Origin of the sequence: Peribacillus sp. AS_2 (assembly GCF_026891895.1) — a bacterium.
Classification (GTDB): domain Bacteria; phylum Bacillota; class Bacilli; order Bacillales; family DSM-1321; genus Peribacillus; species Peribacillus frigoritolerans.
Genome location: NZ_JAPTGA010000006.1, coordinates 1 through 20,635, shown reverse-complemented (window position 1 = coordinate 20,635; position 20,635 = coordinate 1). Strand labels below are relative to the sequence as shown.

At 42.8% G+C, this 20,635-nt stretch carries 19 protein-coding genes and 1 riboswitch; of the genes, 1 reads left to right on the top strand and 18 read right to left on the bottom strand.

Annotation, left to right across the window (positions count from 1 at the left end; genetic code table 11):
* Window positions 1-34 precede the first annotated feature (34 nt).
* From pcrA to OTG27_RS12175, 5 genes are all read right to left on the bottom strand, one after another.
* Window positions 35-2,281: a DNA helicase PcrA gene (pcrA, locus tag OTG27_RS12195; RefSeq protein WP_268937077.1), complete on the bottom strand. Its 2,247-nt coding sequence runs from the start codon at window positions 2,279-2,281 to the stop codon at window positions 35-37.
* Between the two features lie 61 nt (window positions 2,282-2,342).
* On the bottom strand, window positions 2,343-3,026 hold the full coding sequence (gene pcrB / locus OTG27_RS12190; RefSeq protein WP_268937076.1) for a heptaprenylglyceryl phosphate synthase: 684 nt from the start codon (window positions 3,024-3,026) through the stop codon (window positions 2,343-2,345).
* Between the two features lie 220 nt (window positions 3,027-3,246).
* Window positions 3,247-3,561, bottom strand: a complete 315-nt coding sequence (locus OTG27_RS12185; protein ID WP_034306094.1) for a YerC/YecD family TrpR-related protein — start codon at window positions 3,559-3,561, stop codon at window positions 3,247-3,249.
* Between the two features lie 26 nt (window positions 3,562-3,587).
* Window positions 3,588-4,625, bottom strand: coding sequence for a DUF3048 domain-containing protein (locus OTG27_RS12180; RefSeq protein ID WP_063577526.1), 1,038 nt, complete (start codon window positions 4,623-4,625; stop codon window positions 3,588-3,590).
* Between the two features lie 43 nt (window positions 4,626-4,668).
* Complete coding sequence (locus OTG27_RS12175) at window positions 4,669-6,414, bottom strand: adenine deaminase C-terminal domain-containing protein (protein ID WP_268937075.1); 1,746 nt, start codon at window positions 6,412-6,414, stop codon at window positions 4,669-4,671.
* Between the two features lie 145 nt (window positions 6,415-6,559).
* Between OTG27_RS12175 and OTG27_RS12170 the strand changes: the two genes are divergently transcribed.
* Window positions 6,560-6,826, top strand: a complete 267-nt coding sequence (locus tag OTG27_RS12170; protein WP_034306101.1) for a YgaP-like transmembrane domain — start codon at window positions 6,560-6,562, stop codon at window positions 6,824-6,826.
* A gap of 45 nt (window positions 6,827-6,871) precedes the next feature.
* Here OTG27_RS12170 and purD read toward each other — a convergent pair whose 3' ends face one another.
* The 13 genes from purD to OTG27_RS12105 form a co-directional block, all read right to left on the bottom strand.
* Window positions 6,872-8,146: a phosphoribosylamine--glycine ligase gene (gene purD / locus OTG27_RS12165; protein ID WP_268937074.1), complete on the bottom strand. Its 1,275-nt coding sequence runs from the start codon at window positions 8,144-8,146 to the stop codon at window positions 6,872-6,874.
* A 19-nt stretch (window positions 8,147-8,165) separates the two neighbouring features.
* Window positions 8,166-9,701 carry a bifunctional phosphoribosylaminoimidazolecarboxamide formyltransferase/IMP cyclohydrolase gene (purH, locus tag OTG27_RS12160; RefSeq protein ID WP_057278488.1) on the bottom strand — a complete coding sequence of 512 codons (1,536 nt, stop codon included), beginning with the start codon at window positions 9,699-9,701 and terminating at the stop codon, window positions 8,166-8,168.
* An 18-nt stretch (window positions 9,702-9,719) separates the two neighbouring features.
* Window positions 9,720-10,295: a phosphoribosylglycinamide formyltransferase gene (purN, locus tag OTG27_RS12155; RefSeq protein ID WP_034306109.1), complete on the bottom strand. Its 576-nt coding sequence runs from the start codon at window positions 10,293-10,295 to the stop codon at window positions 9,720-9,722.
* The gene (gene purM, locus OTG27_RS12150; protein ID WP_268937073.1) at window positions 10,295-11,320 is read right to left on the bottom strand and encodes a phosphoribosylformylglycinamidine cyclo-ligase; all 1,026 of its coding nucleotides are present in this window, start codon (window positions 11,318-11,320) and stop codon (window positions 10,295-10,297) included. The genes purN and purM overlap by 1 nt, the downstream gene beginning before the upstream one ends.
* 42 nt (window positions 11,321-11,362) lie before the next feature.
* Window positions 11,363-12,778, bottom strand: coding sequence for an amidophosphoribosyltransferase (purF, locus tag OTG27_RS12145; protein WP_268937072.1), 1,416 nt, complete (start codon window positions 12,776-12,778; stop codon window positions 11,363-11,365).
* Complete coding sequence (gene purL / locus OTG27_RS12140; RefSeq protein ID WP_268937071.1) at window positions 12,763-14,982, bottom strand: phosphoribosylformylglycinamidine synthase subunit PurL; 2,220 nt, start codon at window positions 14,980-14,982, stop codon at window positions 12,763-12,765. Before purL ends, purF begins: the two co-directional genes overlap by 16 nt.
* Window positions 14,966-15,652: a phosphoribosylformylglycinamidine synthase subunit PurQ gene (purQ, locus tag OTG27_RS12135; protein WP_048680628.1), complete on the bottom strand. Its 687-nt coding sequence runs from the start codon at window positions 15,650-15,652 to the stop codon at window positions 14,966-14,968. Before purQ ends, purL begins: the two co-directional genes overlap by 17 nt.
* Entirely contained in the window at window positions 15,649-15,903 is a 255-nt protein-coding gene (purS, locus tag OTG27_RS12130; protein ID WP_034306118.1) for a phosphoribosylformylglycinamidine synthase subunit PurS, read from the bottom strand. Before purS ends, purQ begins: the two co-directional genes overlap by 4 nt.
* Window positions 15,896-16,615, bottom strand: coding sequence for a phosphoribosylaminoimidazolesuccinocarboxamide synthase (gene purC / locus OTG27_RS12125; protein ID WP_048680630.1), 720 nt, complete (start codon window positions 16,613-16,615; stop codon window positions 15,896-15,898). The genes purS and purC overlap by 8 nt, the downstream gene beginning before the upstream one ends.
* 102 nt (window positions 16,616-16,717) lie before the next feature.
* Window positions 16,718-18,010: an adenylosuccinate lyase gene (purB, locus tag OTG27_RS12120; protein ID WP_034306123.1), complete on the bottom strand. Its 1,293-nt coding sequence runs from the start codon at window positions 18,008-18,010 to the stop codon at window positions 16,718-16,720.
* The gene (gene purK, locus OTG27_RS12115) at window positions 18,007-19,167 is read right to left on the bottom strand and encodes a 5-(carboxyamino)imidazole ribonucleotide synthase (RefSeq protein ID WP_268937070.1); all 1,161 of its coding nucleotides are present in this window, start codon (window positions 19,165-19,167) and stop codon (window positions 18,007-18,009) included. The genes purB and purK overlap by 4 nt, the downstream gene beginning before the upstream one ends.
* Window positions 19,151-19,639, bottom strand: a complete 489-nt coding sequence (gene purE / locus OTG27_RS12110; RefSeq protein WP_034306127.1) for a 5-(carboxyamino)imidazole ribonucleotide mutase — start codon at window positions 19,637-19,639, stop codon at window positions 19,151-19,153. The genes purK and purE overlap by 17 nt, the downstream gene beginning before the upstream one ends.
* A gap of 180 nt (window positions 19,640-19,819) precedes the next feature.
* Window positions 19,820-19,921: riboswitch (purine riboswitch) on the bottom strand.
* A gap of 74 nt (window positions 19,922-19,995) precedes the next feature.
* Entirely contained in the window at window positions 19,996-20,196 is a 201-nt protein-coding gene (locus tag OTG27_RS12105; RefSeq protein WP_034306130.1) for an NETI motif-containing protein, read from the bottom strand.
* Window positions 20,197-20,635: the final 439 nt, after the last annotated feature.

Sequence of the window (20,635 nt, the reverse complement as noted above, 5' to 3'; positions counted from 1 at the left end):
CCCTATTCTTTACCAGCAGGAGCATATTAATAGCTTATGCTTTTTCAACTGGTGCAAATTTCGCCAATAGGCGTTTGATGCCGATTGGACTTGGAAAGGCAATATCCAATTCCTTTCCTTCGCCTTCCCCTTTTACGCTCACCACGGTTCCTATACCCCATTTTTTATGGGAGGCACGGTCACCGACAGCCCAGCCGATTTCTTCACCGCCCGTTGCGGATGGTGCAGAAACAGCTTTTCCAAAGGCAGGCACTTTTCTTGTTGAAGCCGTTGAAGGAGACCCGGTCCTCGAAGAGCTGAAAGGCGTTTGCCTAGCCCTAGGAGCAGGTTTCGGTTTTAGGTCTTCTAGAAGTTCCTCTGGTATTTCACTGATGAAACGTGAAACGGGATTCATGCTCGTCCGTCCATACAATGTCCGCATTTGGGCATTGCTTATGAATAGTTCATTTTCGGCCCTTGTAATTCCCACATAAGCCAGGCGGCGTTCTTCTTCCATCTCCTCTTCATCCATGAGAGAGCGGCTGTGAGGGAAAACCCCCTCTTCAAGGCCCAATAGAAAGACTACCGGATATTCAAGTCCCTTCGCTGAATGCAGTGTCATCAACGTTACCGTATTTGTAGCTTCTTCGGTATTCTCGTCAAGTTGGTCTATATCGGCAACCAACGCCAGGTCAGTCAAAAAGCCCACCAATGATTTGTCCTCGCTGTTATCTTCGAATGCTTTCGTAACAGATAAAAACTCATCTATATTTTCAAGCCGGCTTTGTGATTCAATCGTTTTTTCTGCCTGAAGCATCTCACGGTAACCGGTTTTCTCGATGACTTCCTCCACAAGTTCCGTCACGGATAAGTACTCCTGCTGATTTGTATAATTAGTGATCAGCGTATGGAATTCCCTTGCCGCTTTGGTGGCCTTCCCGCTTATCCCTGCCATTTCCACAGACTCCAGTGCTTTATATATGGAAACATCATATTGATCTGCATAATCTGCCACTTTGTCCATCGAAGTTGCACCAATTCCGCGTTTTGGCACATTGATTACACGGCGAAGGCTGATGTCATCGTCAGGGTTCGCAATAAGTCGAAGATAGGCAAGTAAATCCTTAATCTCTTTACGGTCATAGAACTTAGTGCCCCCGACTATTGCATAATTAATATTGGATTTAAGCAGAACTTCCTCCATGACACGTGATTGTGCATTCGTTCTGTAAAGTATTGCTATATCTGAATACTTCCTGCTGCCGTCCTGAACTAACTCATTTATCCTTCCGGCAACGAATTGCGCTTCCCCTTGTTCATTGTCCGCACGGTAATAGAAAATCTTATTGCCATCTGCATTCTCGGTCCAAAGATTTTTCGGCTTACGGTTTTGATTGTTATCGATGACCTTATTCGCAGCTGCAAGGATCTTTTTCGTCGAGCGGTAATTCTGTTCAAGGAAAATCATGTTGGCATTCGGATAATCTTTTTCAAATGAAAGGATATTCGCAATATCCGCACCGCGCCAACGATAGATCGATTGATCGGAATCCCCGACAACACAGAGATTACGGAAGCGTGAAGCCAATAATTTAACAAGCATGTATTGAGCCCTGTTCGTATCTTGGTACTCATCAACATGAATGTATTGAAATTTACGCTGATAATATTCAAGCACCTCAGGTACGAGCTGGAACAATTGAATCGTCATCATGATCAAATCATCGAAATCGAGCGCTGAATTTTTGCGCAGCCGTTTTTGATATTCCGTATAAACATCGGCCGTTACTTTAGTGAAGTAATCAGACGCCGTCTTCAGGTACTCTTCCGGCCCGACCAATTCATTTTTCGCTGAACTGATGCTGCCCAAAATGGCACGATAATCATATTTCTTTGTATCCATATTACGGTCTTTCATGATTTGTTTTATGACCGATTGCTGATCCGTCGTATCCAATATCGAGAAGTTCCTATTAAATCCGATACGGTCGATATCTCTTCGTAGAATACGGACACACATCGAGTGGAAAGTCGAAATCCAGATATCTTCGGATGCACCGCCAAGTATGGCACGGATCCTCTCCTTCATCTCACGTGCCGCCTTGTTGGTGAACGTGATTGCAAGGATGTTCCAAGGCGCTATTTCCTTCTCGACCATCAAGTAAGCTATTCGGTGAGTCAGCACACGCGTCTTTCCACTTCCTGCCCCAGCCATGATTAAAAGTGGACCATCTGTTGCTTTCACTGCTTTTTGTTGCTGTTCATTCAAACCAATTAATAATTTTTCCGCTAAATATTGCATTATCACACCACCTATACGAACATTCGTTTCTGTTTTAGTATACTATATTTCTTACATGTTTTCATTTAACTGCCGTAACTGTTGCAAGGGCCACTTTCAAATCTTCATAAATCACATTGCCGACAACGATGACATTCGCAATCTTGGACATCTCTTTGGCCTGTTCAACCGATTTTATCCCACCGCCATAGAATAGTATGGTATCTTCCAAACTCTCTTTGGCCGCTTCCACCATCTGGACATCGCCATAATCACCGCTGTATTCCAAATAAAAGATCGGCAGGTTGAACATCTTTTCCGCCATCATCGCGTATGCACCCACATCATCCATATCCAAATCAGTATTGGCTTTCGTCAATTGGGCCGCCTTGCACCCAGGGTTCAGGATACAGTACCCTTCAACGAAAATTTCATCCCAATTCAAAAGGTATCCGTATTCCTTGACTGCTTGCTGATGCAATTTCATCATCCAATCCGGGTTGGTGCTATTCAGGACACTCGGAATGAAATATAAATCAAACCCCGGGGTCACCGTTTCAACTGAAGAAATTTCCATCACACATGGGACCGTATATCGCCTGACACGTGCCATTAAATGAAGCACATTCTCAAGCGTGATACCATCCGTTCCCCCGACCATGATTGCATCAGTACCGGATTCACAGACTTTCTCAAGGGCCTCATCACTTATTTCTTTATTTGGATCGAGTTTGAAAACATGTTTCCACTCGCGAAAATCGTACATTATAATCCTCCATTCACACTTCCCATTACACCATTATAGCATTAAGATTTTTCATTAAAAAAGAGAAGTATCGATAAAATGTTATTACCAAATGGAACCTTTTAATCTAAAATCCAATATAACATGGATACGGCAGAAAGACAGCCGGCAATGAGCGTGCTGGACACAAAATAAAAAGCCGGGAAATGAATTCCCCAGCTTTTTATTTTAATCGAAAGAATTATGATTCAGTTGTTTCCTCTACGTTATCCTTAATACGGTTCAGAGCCATGGAATAAGCATCATTTCCGTAGTTCAAGCAGCGTTTGACCCTGGAAATCGTAGCCGTGCTTGCACCTGTTTCCGTTTCGATTTTATGATAGGTTTTTCCTTCTTCAAGCATGCGGGCTACTTCAAGACGCTGTGCCAATGATGAAATTTCATTAACTGTGCATAGATCATCAAAAAATCGATAGCATTCGTCCAAATCACGCAAGGAAAGGATCGACTTGAACAGCTGATCCGTTTCTTTTCCTCTTAACTTATCAATTTGCATGTTACTCCCCCTCAATTTCATGGGTATCAAAATGAGACGTCTCCTACTAAACCAGGTTCATCCGGAATAATATTGATCCAAGTTTTCCCTGGAACCAACCCTACCTCTTTATCGTTTTTCACTGGTGTAATACGACCATCCTTATTCACCCATTCTACTTCATTCGCTTTTCCTTTTTGAAGTAAATAACCATTTCCGCCACTTTTCAAGTCGATTTTTCGACGCCCTTTGTCGTCGATCACTTGATGAGCAGCCTCAATGATCAATATATTATCCAGTAAAATAGGTTTATTCGATTTATGCTCGACTGTTTGCTCTCCATTCGAATAACGTTTATATTTCTCTTCCGTGGCTTCGTATTCATACTGTACATCATACTCGTCTGATCCGTAGGAAACCTCGGTTTTCAATGCAGGTTCCCCTTGAAGTCCAGCTGCCTCTTCTTTTGTAAGGAAAGCATAAGGCTTCGGTGCACCATTCAACTCATAACCCTTTTCCTTTGCACCTTTTTCGATATCCTCAAAGGAGGTGTAGGAATTATGCGGTGCTTTTCGATCTGCCGAACGTTGAAACAAAGTACCATCATAATATAATCCGTTCAAGTTATCAATATACCCTCTGTCCAGCATGGTCTTTGCCTCGGGGCTATACCCATGACAGACATAGATGCAATCAAGGCCTTTAGCCAATTCGATATAATAGTCCCTTGCACTCCGAATCGGACCGATTTGACTAGGCATTTCACTTTGGAAGATAGCTAAAAATCTGGTTATGTCACCTTCTGCGAGCATTTCGTAAACCATATCGGCTTCTGAGAGGCCCGATTGCGGGCGTGCTTCCGGATGATTATTAATCATCACTGCTGCAGCCCTTCGCTCACTGCCTGCTTCGGTGGCTATACCTGTAAGTGGAAACTCATTGGAAGGTTCATTTTTCACATCTGTATTTTTGATGACAGCTTGGTCTTTCGGCTTACCGTCATCCGATGCAGGGTCCTCTTTCGTCGAACAGCCTGCCAGCAGTAAAATAGCAATAACGATGAAAAGAACTCTCTTAAATTTCATCTTTCCACTCCTCTGATTTATTAGCCATTTCTTCTCTTATATTTTAACGCATTATAGTGGGAAAGAGTATAGTTTTATTCATTACATCATATACTCCTCGCTGGGTCAGCCTTATATATGGCAGATGGGTTGTCGAAAAGAATGAAAGGGTATACACAGGATCGGCGAAGCGATAACCTCTTTCCCGCAGCAAATGTTTCAATTCATTTTCTTCTTTTATCAATTCAGGAACCTCCTTGGTCGACATGACTCCCTTTAAATTCAGAGGAAGTTCATGAATCACCTTGCCTTGTTCCGTCAAAATGATTCCACCGCCAATTTCCTTCAGCCGGTTAAATGCCAAATGCATATCCTTTTTCCTTTTACCGATCAGTATGATATCACCTGTATTTGTATAAGAGCCAGCAAAGCCGCACAATTTGTCCGCAAACCCTTTTAATATCGTATTGATACGCCATTTCCCTTCCCGGTCGATTAGCATGAAAAAGCATTCATCATCCTCAAAGTTCAGTTCTTCATGCCCAACATCATTGGCAAGGGAGTATGGTTTCGTAATTACATTATTAACCAGTTCTATCCCGAACGGCATGGAAAATTCAAAATCTTCCTTTAAACTGAGATCCCAATCAAGATCGAGCGGTTTAAAATCGAAATCACTCCATTCGATTTCCTGTTTATCCGGAATGATCTCACCATCCCTTTTCACCCATTTCCCTTTCGCCATTACCGAAACCGGTGCGGGTTCCTTTACATCGGTCAGGAAATTGATGTTCGCCACCCTCCCTGTGGCAATATTGCCATGAAGGTATTCAATGTTATAATACCGTGCGATGTTGATGGTCGCCATATTGTAGGCATCGATGACCGGAACGCCATGCTCTATCGCTATTTTGATCAAGCAGTCTATGAAACCACCTTCATAAAAGGACGGAGGTGATCCATCTGTCGTATAAAAGAATTTGTCATAATGATCAATGCCCAGTTCATGGATTTCCTGTATCAGCTTTGGGAAATCCGGACGGATCGAAGAATGTCTTAACGATACATAATAGCCCTGCAGCAAGCGTGACATGACTTCATCACCTGTCATTGCCTCATGATCACAATCGGCGCCGAACAAGGTCATTTTTGCTAAAGTCTTCTCTGAAGCACCTGGAAAGTGTCCTTCTATTTTCTTCCTCATTCGCTTGGCTTCCTGAATCCAGTGCAACATCATGTCATCCCCATCGAGAAGCTTCGGCCATCCAGTTAGTTCCCCGCCCTGTAATACGGCGTCATGCTCCAGCCATGATTTGACGGCTCCATGGGAAAAGACCATATCTTCATCGATCAATTCCGTTTGTCCGTCAAAACGGCTCCACCAATACATTGTTACAGGAATGTTACGTAATTCTTTCAAAAGAGAAAACGCTTTCTTTTTATCTAACTGCAATAGAAACGGCAAGTTATCATTGATCAATGTCGTTGTGCCAAAATGAGATGCATAACGTGAAAAAGAAAGGGGATTATATAATTGAGAAGGGTGTGAATGCGGCTCAATATAACCCGGAACCAAGTACTGGTTTGTACAGTCGACCATTTCACAGCGGTCTATATTATCAGGAAGCTTATCGCCAACATATATGATGCGATCTTCATATATCCATATATTCGCTTTTACCCATTTTCGTAAAGCCTGATTTAAATAAGTCGTATTTTTTAGCAGAATGTGTGGTGCCCTATTGCCATCCAGCACATCTATATGTTCTCTTAGATGTTTATTTTTCCATCTATAGCGCTGTTCAAGCATAAACATTCCCCCATAAGTTATTAGAAACAGTGTATGAAAAAAACCATTTTCAATCCAATTTTATTTCATAGTAACATACTTGCCCCATTAGAACAGTAATGTTATCCAGATTATTGTTAAATTTTTGTGAAGGGATGGATTTTATATGAAGTTTAAACAAAATATCAGTATAATAAATGCTTTAATGCGAATTACTTGTGGTTTTACATTTCTAACATGGGCTACGGCTAAAATGGTGAAAAAACCATGGAAAAACCAATCATATATAATCGTGGCCATGCTTTCCGCCATGAAAATAGGTGAAGGGATCCTCCGTTATTGTCCTGTCGTCGATGCGATGGAAAACGGACAAAACTTGATGACAAAAGAACCAAAACAGGAAAATGAATCGAATCAATCTGATTCATATTAAGTCTTATAGAAGAAGCTGACTCCGCTTAGAGTCAGCTTCTTTATATTATGATGAAAAATTGTATTTTATTGCTCGGTAGCCAATATCCGTTCGCCAAAATAAACCGTCTTTCTCAATATGCCCTAACTCTTTATATACTTCAGCTTGCGCAGAGGCCAAATCTTTCCCTTTTGCAGCAACAAGAAGTACACGTCCGCCATTCGAGATGAAGTTCCCTTCATTATTGAGAGCCGTTCCAGCATGATAAACATGGGCTTTCGGATCAATCTTTTCCAAGCCTTTAATGATAGATCCCTTTTTATATTCCCCTGGATATCCATCAGCTGCGACGACCACTCCGAGCACGGCCTCTTCATGCCATTCAAGTTGTAAATCCTCGCCAGAAAGAACCGCTTCAAGCGTATCTACGAAGTCTGTCTTTAGACGAGGTAAAACGACTTGCGTTTCCGGATCGCCAAAACGGGCATTGAATTCAATGACTTTTGTGCCCTTTTCAGTGGCGATCAACCCGGCATATAATATTCCTGTAAAACTCCGATTCTCAGAAATCATCGCATTTACCGTGGGTTTAAGAATCGTTTCGACTGCAGTCTGAATCATTTCATCGGATATTTGCGGTACCGGTGAATATGCACCCATTCCACCTGTGTTCGGACCCTGATCTCCATCAAAAACCCGCTTATGATCTTGAGCAATGACCATCGGATACACTTTTTCCCCATTAACGAATGCCATCAATGAAAATTCCTCGCCATCAAGGAATTCCTCAATAACGACTTTGGCAGATGCTTCCCCGAACTTTGCTCCGACTAGCATATCATGGATGGCGTCTAACGCCTCTTCCATCGTCATAGCAACTACGACACCTTTTCCTGCTGCCAAACCATCCGCTTTTATGACAATGGGGGCACCCATTTTTTCGATATATGCTTTTGCTGAATCATAATCAGAAAATGTTTCATATTCCGCTGTCGGAATGCTATAGTTCTTCATTAAATCTTTAGCAAAGGATTTACTTCCCTCGATGACAGCAGCACGGCCATTAGGTCCAAATACCTGTAATCCTGCCTCCGCAAAATCATCTGCAAGTCCATTCAACAATGGTGTTTCGGGCCCGATCACCGTTAATGCAACTGCATTATTCTTGGCAAAGGCAACCAATTCCCTGTTATTGTTTTCATCAATTGGAACAAGAGTCGCTACATCGGTCATCCCTGGATTTCCCGGTGCTGCAAAAACGGTCCCAACCCGTTTACTTTCAAATAGTTTGCGGGCTATGGCATGCTCCCTGCCGCCCCGGCCAATTACTAGTACATTCATTATCGCACCTCGTTTTTGATTAATGTTTAAAGTGACGAATTCCTGTAAACACCATTGTAATCCCATATTCATCAGCTTTCTTGATTGAATCCTCATCTTTAACAGATCCACCAGGCTGAATGATTGCCGTGACGCCCGCTTTTGCTGCCGCTTCTACAGTATCATCCATTGGGAAGAATGCATCTGATGCCAATGCACTTCCTGTCGCTCTTTCCCCAGCTTGTTCCAGAGCAATTTTTGCAGCTCCCACACGGTTCATTTGACCTGCGCCAACACCTAATGTCATTTGATCGTTACAAACCACTATTGCATTCGACTTGACATGTTTCACGATTTTCCAGCCAAGTTCCATGGCTTTCCACTCTTCAGGTGTAGGCTCACGTTTCGTTGCCACTTTTACCTCTGCATCCTTTAAGCTATGTGCGTCCCGATCTTGAATAAGCAATCCGCCTTCAATGGATGTCAATTTACGTTCAGGCTTTTTAACCGCGTCAAAATCGATCGTTAATAAACGTAGGTTTTTCTTGCTTGTCAATACTTCCACTGCCTCTTGTGTAAACCCAGGGGCAATGATGATTTCAAGGAAAATTTCATGAAGCTTTTCCGCAGTCGCTTTATCGACTTCACGGTTCAAAGCGATGATCCCACCAAAAATGGAGGTGGCATCTGCCTCATAAGCTTTTTCATATGCTTCCAAAATAGTCGCACCGACGCCGACGCCGCAAGGATTCATATGTTTGACTGCAACTGCAGCAGGCTCATTGAATTCTTTTACGATTTGAAGTGCTGCATCAGCATCATTGATGTTGTTGTATGATAGTTCTTTTCCATGTAATTGCTTCGCTTCTGCAATCGAGAAAACGGAACCAAGCGGTTTTTTATAGAATGCGGCTTTTTGATGTGGATTTTCCCCATAACGAAGCGACTGTTTCAATTCATAGGTAACAGTCAATGATTCAGGATTTTCTTCATCGGCAAGCTCTGTCATATACTCTGAAATAACTGCATCATATGCTGCTGTATGACGGAAAACTTTTGCAGCCAGGCGGCGATTCGTGGTTTTTGTTACCCCGCCGTTTTGTTTCAGCTCAGCCAACACGGTAGGATAATCATTGGAATCAACGATAACAGTCACATATTCGTGGTTTTTAGCAGAAGAACGAAGCATTGTCGGTCCACCGATATCGATGTTTTCAATAGCATCTTCCACAGTGACTTCCGGTTTGGAAATAGTCGCTTGGAATGGATATAGGTTTACACAGACAAGTTGAATGGGTTCAATGTTATGCTCAGCAAGCTGTGCTGCGTGACCTTTGTCATCATGTTTTGCCAACACTGCTCCATGGACATTCGGGTGAAGCGTTTTAACACGTCCATCCAAAATTTCCGGGAAACCGGTGACGTCACTGATTCCAATTACCTCAATACCATTTTCCTGAAGCGTTTTTTTGGTACCGCCTGTAGAAATGATTTCAAAACCTGCTTCAATTAAACCTTGAGCAAATTCTACGATACCTGTTTTATCCGATACACTAATTAATGCGCGTTTCTTCATGTTATGTTGGTCCCTCCATTAAGTAAGTTTCTTGTGGCATAGCTCCTGCAAAACTGATGGGTACAGGTCATGCTCCATTTCCTGTATCCTTTTTTGAAGGATGTCTCTCGTATCCCCTTCAAGAATCGGCACTGTTTTTTGGGCAATGACCGGTCCTGTGTCCATTCCATCATCAACATAATGAACGGTTACCCCCGTTTCCTTCACTCCGGCATCAAAAGCCTGGCCAATTGCATCCTTGCCTGGAAAACTTGGCAGAAGTGAAGGGTGGATGTTCACAATCCTCTGTGAATACTTTTGTAATAATGTCGGACCGATCAAACGCATATAACCAGCAAGAATGATGAACTCTATCTCATACTGGCGAAGTTTTTCCAGGATTTCCGATTCATATTCAGTCTTGTTGGAGTAATTCTTTGCTGAAAAGGAGAAAGAGTCAATATTCTCAAGCTTTGCTCTCTCAAGCACATATGCGTCTTCACGATCGCATACGACAAGACAGATTTCCGCCTCCAACTTTCCACTTTTTATTGCTTCAGCAATTGATTGAAAATTACTACCGTTACCTGATGCAAAGACAGCAAGGCGTCTCATTATTTGAACGACACTCCATTTCCATCCACGATCGTTCCAATAATTGAGGCTTCTTCACCGCAAGACTTTAGGTGGGCTAGCACATCCAATGCCACTTCTTTTTTGACGACAGCCGTCATCCCAATACCCATATTGAAGATATTGAACATTTCCTCTTTTACAAGGTTCCCTTTTTCTTCAAGGAATGAAAATATAGTTGGAATTTCCCAGCTTCCAAGCTCGATTTCAACACCGCATCCTTCAGGAAGGATACGCGGAATATTCTCGATGAATCCTCCACCGGTGATATGGGCAAGACCATTAACCTCAAATTTTTCCAACGTCGATAAAACGGACTTCACATAGATTTTCGTCGGTTTTAATAATTCCTCACCCAACTTGCAATCCAGTTCCGGTACGAAGTCATGAAGCCCCATGCCTGAGTCTTCAAGAAGGATTTTACGAACAAGTGAATACCCATTACTGTGGATGCCGCTTGAAGCGAGTCCAATAACGACATCACCAGCCGAAATCGCTTCACCAGTAATCAGACGTGATTTTTCAACGGCACCTACAGTAAAACCTGCCACATCGTATTCTTCCGTCTCATACATGCCCGGCATTTCAGCCGTTTCTCCGCCGATTAAAGCACAGCCCGCCTGCTCACAGCCATCTGCAACCCCTTTGACGATCATTTCAATTCGTTCAGGATCTGCTTTACCGCAGGCAATATAATCTAAAAAGTATAAAGGTGCAGCACCTTGAACGACAACATCATTGACGCACATAGCTACACAATCCACTCCAATTGTATCGTGTTTATCCATCATGAACGCTAACAAAAGTTTTGTTCCCACTCCATCCGTACCAGAAATGAGCACAGGTTCTTTAAGGTTCAAGGAAGATAAATCAAACATGCCGCCGAAACCGCCCAGACCATTCATTACTTCTGGACGAAATGTGCGCTTTACATGTTTTTTCATTCGATTTACCGCTTCATAACCAGCCTCAATATCCACACCAGCCTGTTTATATGCATTAGCCATTTGAAATCCTCCTCCGAAAATCAATCATCATTGCCGACTTGATTAACATTTTGTTTTTTCTCGTTCGTATTCAAAAATTTCAGTCGGATAATTTCCGGTGAAACAAGCTAGGCATGAACCGCGCGTTTCTCCAGGAAACGGTCGTCCAATTGCTTCGACCATACCTTCGACACTTAGAAAAGTTAAGGAATCAGCTTCAATGATTTCCCTTATTTCCTCCACAGATTTTGAGCTTGCAATCAGTTCTTCCTTTTTAGACGTGTCTATGCCATAAAAACATGGATTCTTGATCGGTGGTGAGCTGATTACTACATGCACTTCTTTCGCTCCGGCATCTTTTAACATGCGGACAATCCTTCTGCTCGTTGTCCCGCGGACGATTGAATCATCAACCATTATGACCCGCTTGCCTTCCACTACCCCTCTTACAGGTGATAGTTTCATCTTTACGCCTTGTTCACGCAGACTTTGTGATGGCTGAATGAAAGTCCGTCCAACATAACGATTCTTTATTAAGCCCATTTCATAAGGAATGCCCGCAGCTTCAGCATAGCCAATCGCTGCCGAGATGCTGGAATCAGGTACACCTGTAACTACGTCTGCTTCAATTTTGGTTTCGAGTGCCATTTGCTTACCAAGGTTTTTCCGCGCCGTATGAACATTGATACCATCAATGTTGCTATCCGGACGGGAAAAATACACGTACTCCATCGTGCACATTGCCTGTTGGCTGGAAAGCGAAAAGTATTCGGATGTGATTCCCTCATCATTAATGACAACGAGTTCACCCGGCTCAATATCCCGGATGAATTCCGCGCCTACAATATCAAGTGCACATGTTTCAGATGCAGCGAAATATGCATCGCCTATTTTCCCCAAGGAAAGTGGACGGAAGCCATGCGGATCTCTTGCCATGATCATTTGGGTTTCGGTCATGATGACAAAGGCATAGGCTCCCTTCAGCATACTTAAACTGTTCTTCACAGAATCTCTTACATCCGAGTAGCCGGATCGTTTAATCAGATGGGCCAGAACTTCCGTATCAGAGGTCGTTTGAAAAATGCTTCCTTGTCCTTCAAGCTGTGCTTTTAATTGATGGGCATTGACGATATTCCCATTATGAGCAAGGGCCAGCCCTCCTGTATGAGAATTGAACAGGAAAGGCTGAACATTTTGATACCCGCCGCCGCCTGCCGTTGTATAACGGACATGGCCTATTGCCGCTTTACCGCTACCGGAAAGTGCCTGCATTTTTTCCGCAGTGAATATCTCCGTGACAAGTCCTTCGCCCTTAGAGATGGACATCTGCTCACCATCCGTCACGACGATGCCCGCTCCCTCTTGACCACGATGTTGCAAGCTATGCAAACCGTAGTAAGCAAGCTGCGCTGCATCGGAATGTCCCCAGACTCCAACAACACCACACTCTTCGTTTAGGCTTCTTATTTCAGCAAGCATGGTATGGCTCCCTTCCAAGCTGTTTGTAAATCTTCAACGTCCGCTTCCAATACTTTGCTATCACTTGTTGCCACGACTAATTTATTATCAGCCGTTACTGAGCCTATGCAAATCGCATCTTCAACAAGAGCTTCAAATGACGCTTGATTTTCAGGATTGATGGACAGTAAGAATCGTGATTGCGTTTCACTGAATAATTCAGATACAGGTTCCCCGGATATATTCACTTTTGCCCCTAGTTTGCTTGCCCCGAATAAAGATTCAGCTAAAGCCACTGCCAAACCGCCTTCCGAAAGGTCATGGGCTGATGCAACAAGTCCTTTTTGGATTGCTGTCAGAATTTGCTGCTGACGTTTTTGTTCAAGGTCCAAATCAAGTTCTGGAGCGCGTCCAAAGATTTTACCCTCGAGCATTTTCTGTAATTCACTGCCTCCGAATTCCACTTTCGCTTCACCGACCACGTAAATCAAATCGGATTCATTTTTAAATGTTTGTGTTGTGATGTGCTTAAGGTCATTGACTAGACCAACCATTCCAACTACAGGCGTCGGATAAATCGCTTCACCATTCGTTTCATTATAAAGGGAAACATTTCCGCCGATTACAGGAGTGCTTAAGCTTCTGCAAGCTTCACTCATACCGTCTGCCGCTTTTTCCAGTTGCCAGAATATTTCTGGTTTTTCTGGATTCCCAAAATTCAAGCAATCCGTAATCGCTAAAGGTTCCGCACCCGAGCAAATGATGTTACGGGCTGCTTCAGCCACAGCGATTTTGCCGCCTGTTTCAGGATCTAAATAAATAAAGCGGGAGTTACAATCCGTCGTCATGGCAAGGGCTTTATTCGTACCACGTACACGCACTACCGCTGCATCCGATCCAGGTGAGACGACTGTATTCGTGCGGACCATGTAATCATACTGGTCGTAGACCCATTCCTTACTCGAAATTGTCGGTTGCTTCAATAGGGATACCAATGTTTCTTTATAATCTTCAATGACTGGCACTTCTGCCGTCATGCTTTGGAAGTCACGGAAATATTGCGGCTCTGCAGATGGCTTGTGATAAATAGGAGCTTCTTCAGCCAATGCATCAACCGGAACCTCGGCAACGATTTCACCTTGATGGGAAAGTGTTAGATTTTTATCATCCGTTACTACACCAACAGCAACCGCTTCTAGGTCATATTTCGTAAATAAGTCGACGATTTCCTGTTCGCGTCCTTTAGTGACAACAATCAGCATCCGCTCTTGTGATTCAGAAAGCATCATTTCATATGCTGTCATTCCCGTTTCACGCTGCGGTACCAAATCCAGGTTCATTTTTATTCCTGAGCCAGCTTTACTCGCCATCTCGGCAGATGAGCTTGTAAGACCTGCTGCTCCCATATCCTGAATGCCAACAAGGGCATCATTTTGAATCAATTCAAGGCATGCTTCCAAAAGCAGTTTCTCCATGAATGGATCGCCTACTTGTACGGCAGGCCGTTTCTCTTCCGAAGACTCTGATAGCTCTTCAGATGCAAATGTTGCTCCATGAATGCCATCACGTCCAGTTTTGGCACCCACATACATCACTGTGTTGCCCACTCCATGCGCTTGGCCTTTTTTAATGTCCTTATGATCGATTAAACCGACACACATTGCATTGACAAGGGGATTTCCTTCATACGATGGATCAAATTGAATTTCTCCGCCGACAGTTGGAATTCCGATACAATTCCCGTATCCTGCAATCCCTGCAACCACTTCTTTAAATAAATATTTCACGCGATCATTGTCTAGCTCACCGAAGCGAAGTGAGTTCAACATCGCGATCGGACGGGCTCCCATGGAGAAAACATCACGGATAATTCCGCCGACACCGGTAGCAGCACCTTGATAAGGCTCTATTGCCGAAGGGTGGTTATGACTTTCAATTTTAAAAACGACAGCCTGATCGTCACCGATATCAACGATACCTGCTCCTTCACCAGGACCTTGCAGCACTTTCTCCCCTGTAATCGGGAATTTCCTTAAGATGGGTTTTGAATTTTTGTAGGAACAATGCTCTGACCACATAACCGAAAACAAACCAGTTTCCGTATAATTCGGCAGTCTGCCTAAGATTTTCTCCACCATTGCAAATTCATCATCGGATAGTCCCATTGTTGCGTACAATCGATCCGATTTAATTTTTTCCGGACTTGGTTCAAGCTGTAATAACATGTGATTCCCTCCAGTTTTTTACGATGGATTGAAAAATCTTTAAGCCGTCTTTACTGCCAAGCAGCGAATCAACAGCACGTTCGGGATGAGGCATCATTCCGAGGACATTTCCTTGTTCATTTGTAATTCCCGCTATTTGCTCCAAGCTTCCGTTTGGATTTTCACCATCATACGTGAACAAGATGCGGTTATTTTGTTTTAATTCAGCCAATGTTTCATCATCGCAGTAGTAATTCCCTTCACCATGTGCCACAGGGATCGTAATCGTTTCATTTAATTCATATCCTGTCGTGAACATCGATTGGTTATTTTCAACCTTCAGTCCTACATTGCGGCAAATGAATTTCAAGCCTTCATTACGGCGCATCGCTCCAGGTAAAAGTCCTGCTTCAAGTAAAATCTGAAAACCATTGCAGACACCCAAGACAGGCTTTCCTGCTTGTGCCGCTTTTACGACTTCAGCCATTACATTCGAAAAGCGTGCAATTGCTCCAGAGCGTAAATAGTCTCCATAAGAGAAACCTCCAGGAAGGAGAATCCCATCATACTGATCTAGATTGTCTGTAGAGTGCCAAACATACTCCACTTCTTCCCCCAGTGCATCCTTTATCGCATGGTACATATCGACATCACAATTGGAGCCAGGGAAAACTATGACAGCAAATTTCATTGGGTGATAACCTCCTCAACATCATAACGGTAAGCTTCAATTACCGTATTGGCCAATAGTTTTTCACACATTTCCTTCACAAGTTGATCTAAATCACGATCCGTATCCTTAATTGTAAGTTCAATGTATTTCCCCACTCGAACATCACTGACTTCGTTATATGTCAAGCTATGAAGTGATTGTTGCACTGCTGCTCCCTGTGGATCTAATACACTTTCGCGTAGTGTGATATATACCTTAACCTTATACATGTTGAGTGCCCTCCAACTTTGCTAGTATTTTTTCGTAAGCATCTGTTAAACTTCCTAAATCACGGCGGAATACATCTTTGTCTAATTTTTCGTTCGTGTTAATATCCCATAATCGGCAGGTATCAGGTGAAATTTCATCTGCCAGCAGAATGTCTCCATTCGGGGTTTTGCCGAACTCTAATTTAAAATCAATCAATTTAATGTCCAACTCTTTAAAGAAAGACGTTAAGACGATACTGATTTCTTGTGCCTTTTCTTTTAAAATCGCTACATCTTCCTTGCTTGCAAGTTCCAATTCTTCAATATGGTCTTCCGTTAACAGAGGATCGCCGAGCTCGTCGTCTTTATAGTAAAACTCAATCAGCGTTTTCTTGAGCGGCTGGCCTTCTTCAATGCCAGTCCTTTTAGAAAAACTGCCGGCAGCCGTATTTCTGACAACGACTTCTAGCGGAATGATGGATACCCTTTTGACTAGCTGCTCCCGTTCGGAAAGCATTTCAATAAAATGGGACGGGATATTCTCTTGGGCAAGCTTTGAAAATAGTAAGCTAGTAATTTGATTATTCAACTTTCCTTTTCCGGCAATCTCTGACTTCTTCTCACCATTGAATGCCGTTGCCGAATCCTTGTATTCCACCCATACTATTTCACTGTTGTCCGTTGCAAAAATCTGTTTCGCTTTTCCTTCATACAACAATTCTCGTTTTTCCATCTGTCCAGACCCCCACATTGTGAATATTATGAATCTTCCTGCCATTGATCAGGCTTGGCAAACATATCACCATTAAAGGTGCCATGTTTGCCGCCTTCACTTTTATAAACCTAAACGATCAAAGATTACATCAACATTTTTCAGGTGATGTGTAGGATCGAAACAATCATCAAGTTCTTCTTTCGTAAGCAAGCTTGTGATTTTATCATCCTTTTCGATCAGGCTTCTGAATGGAACCTGAAGCTCCCATGCTTCCATCGCTTTCGGCTGAACCGTATCATAAGCTTCTTCACGGACAAGTCCTTTATCGATAAGGGATAGCAGCACACGTTGTGAGAAAATCAATCCCAGCGTACGGTCCATATTGCGTTTCATATTTTCTGGATAAACGGTCAAGTTCTTCACTATGTTGCTGAAACGGTTCAGCATATAGTTTAATGCGATCGTTGCATCCGGCAAGATGATGCGCTCAGCAGAAGAATGCGAAATGTCACGCTCATGCCATAATGGCACATTCTCATATGCTGTCATCATGTAACCGCGGATTACACGAGCCATACCCGTCATATTTTCAGAACCGATTGGATTCCGTTTATGAGGCATTGCAGAAGATCCTTTTTGTCCTTTTGCAAAGAATTCTTCCACTTCGCGTGTTTCACTTTTTTGCAAGCCGCGAATTTCCACTGCAAACTTTTCAATAGATGTCGCAATTAAAGCCAATGTACTCATATAATGTGCATGGCGATCGCGTTGCAATGTTTGTGTTGAGATTGGCGCTGCTTCAAGGCCAAGCTTTTCACAAACGAATTTTTCAACGAACGGGTCGATGTTTGCGTAAGTTCCGACAGCCCCAGAGATTTTCCCAACCTCTATGTTCTTTCTTGCTTCTTCAAAACGTTCGACATTGCGTTTCATTTCTTGATACCAAAGTGCCAGTTTCAACCCAAATGTGGTCGGTTCCGCATGAACTCCATGTGTACGTCCCATTTGAACTGTGTATTTATGTTCTTTCGCTTTGTTTTTCAGGATCTCCACGAAGTTATTTAAATCCTTGGCAAGGATCTCATTCGCCTGCTTTATCACATATGAAAGAGCTGTATCCACCACATCAGTGGAAGTCAGTCCGTAATGGACCCATTTCCGTTCTTCACCCAACGTTTCGGAAACCGCACGTGTAAAAGCAACAACATCATGGCGTGTATCTTTTTCGATTTCATTGATACGGTCGACATCGAATGTAGCATTTTCGCGAAGAAGCTTCACATCTTCTTTTGGAATGACACCTAGCTCTGACCATGCTTCACAAGCTAAGATTTCAACTTCCAACCACGCATTAAAGCGGTTCTTTTCTGTCCAAATGTTTCCCATCTCTGGGCGGGTATAACGTTCAATCATTTTACTTCCTCCGTTTCAACCTGTTGATTCCATATTTTGCTTCGATCACTTTCCAAAAGAGCTTCCTCAATCGTTGGACGTAAAATATTCACATGACCCATTTTCCGCTTAAGCTTGGCTTCTTTCTTACCGTAAAGGTGAACCTTCCAATCTGAAAGCGTCGGAATTTCATCCAACAAGGGTTCGATATGCTCACCAAGGATGTTTATCATTACCACGGGCTTCAATAACGCCGTATTTCCGAGAGGCCAATTGCAGACAGCCCTTATATGCTGTTCAAACTGTGAAGTCTCACATGCCTCCATTGTATAATGGCCTGAGTTATGTGGTCTTGGCGCCAATTCATTAATGATGATATCATCCTGAGCGGTTAAAAACATCTCGACTGCCAATGTCCCCACCAAATCAAGTTTCTCTGCAAGCTGCAAAGCTTCAGCAATAGCTTTCCGTTCAGCTTGGATACTGATACGGGCCGGAACAATGCTTTTATGAAGAATGTTTTCAATATGAATGTTTTCCGCAATCGGAAAATGACTTGTCTCGCCATCAGCCTTACGCGTCACGATGATGGATATTTCTTTCACGAAAGGAATCCAGGCTTCCAGCACACATATACCTGTTTTGAGCAGGGATTCAGCCTTTTTGATATCGGCTTCTTCCTTAATGACCAACTGCCCTTTTCCATCATAACCGCCCCGCGTCGTTTTTAACACACTAGGGTACCCTAATTTCTCTATATGAAGGTAAATTTCTGAAATATCCTGTATTTCCTGATATGGAGCAACGGAAGCTCCTGCATCGGATATGGCTTTTTTTTCTGTCAATCTATCCTGTGTCAACTTTAATAATTCTGAGCCCTGTGGAAGAAATGCATGTTGCTTTAACCAATCCAAGGCTTCCGAACTGATATTTTCAAACTCGTATGTTATGACATCACTGACGTCAGCTAACCTTTTCAATGCTTCGATATCATCATAAGCACCAATGATTTCAATATCCGCCACTTGAGCACATGGACTTTCTGCAGTCGGCTCAAGGACCGCTATCTTAAAGCCCGATGCCTTAGCTGACAAGGCCATCATCCTGCCCAATTGCCCACCGCCGATAATTCCAATGGTCTGTCCCGGTAATATGATTGTATTATTTAAGTTGTTCACTGCTCTGTAACACCTTTTCTCTGGTTTCGTCTCGTAAAGCCTCTAGCCTATCAGCAATGTCAGAATCAAAAGCCGCTAACATTTGAGCCGCTAACAAACCGGCATTGACTGCGCCGGCTTTTCCGATCGCAACCGTTGCAACCGGTACACCACCAGGCATTTGAACAATCGATAATAACGAATCCATCCCATTTAATGCCTTCGACTGTATTGGCACGCCAATCACAGGGACAATCGTTTTAGCGGCGGTCATACCTGGTAGATGTGCAGCCCCGCCTGCTCCGGCAATAATCACTTTAATATCTCTATCTTTTGCACTCTCTGCATATTCAAATAATAAATCCGGCGTCCGGTGGGCGGAAACGACTCTTTTTTCATAGGGGATCTCAAGCTGTTCCAATGATTCACAAGCGTACTTCATCGTTTCCCAATCCGAGACACTACCCATAATAACCCCAACTTGCGGTTTCATATCATCTTTCCCTCCAACACTCATATTATGGCGTCCCGAGTATGCAGACAGACGCTTATCATTTATCTATAATTCATTGTAAATTAAAAAACCGGACAGGTTGCTTCCTCATAGAGAAAGCAACCTGTCCGGAAAAGAAAGCCCTTTTGGAAATACAAAAAGACTTGGCTAGTTTCCGAAATAGTCAGATGCTTTTCTCATAGTCCGATGATTTACGGTCATCAGGTAGAAACTTTTGGGCCATATCCCCATGATTATATGAGATGTATTAATGTAACTTCATCTTACCTTCCGGCCATTTTAATGTCAAGTTAAAATCGAATATTTTTACATGATATTAATTAATCGTTCGTGTTTTACTCAATTAGCTTTGCTTCGAATACAATTTTTCGATTAACTGGCACATAATGGACTTTGCCATTCTCAATTCTCTCGGCAAAGATAGGCTCTTCCGTTCGCCTTACGGGAAAGTAACCTGCCGCTTTAATTCGATCTAAACATGCATCGATCGTCTCGCCCTCGATAACTTCAAACTTTTCCTTACTCTTCTTACTCACAATACCGATCCCTTCATGGTTCTATATTTGTCAGCCTTCTTCCTTACCCATCCAACTTGCATATTATCAATTAAATTCTTCCTAGTATAATGAAAAGAATAAGTAAAGACAAGAATGCATGTAAATAAAATCGATTACTTTATAATGGTAATTCCATAATACCTCAGAATATGATGCCCCTGTCTTCCGTAAAAACATCAACACTCATATACTGTACATCTCCTTCAATATCCTGCCCTTCTCCCCCCTGAATTACAATCGCTTGATTCATGAAATTCCCTCTGCTCCATGATACATATTCGTATCTTGCTCCCATGAATTATTTCAATTCAAATTTAGGCCGAATAAATAAGCCAGCTGTTGGAATTAATTAGCCTACAGGTTGATTTATCTGTTAATTCACGTCACTCCTCCCTGAAACTGAAAAATATCACAATAC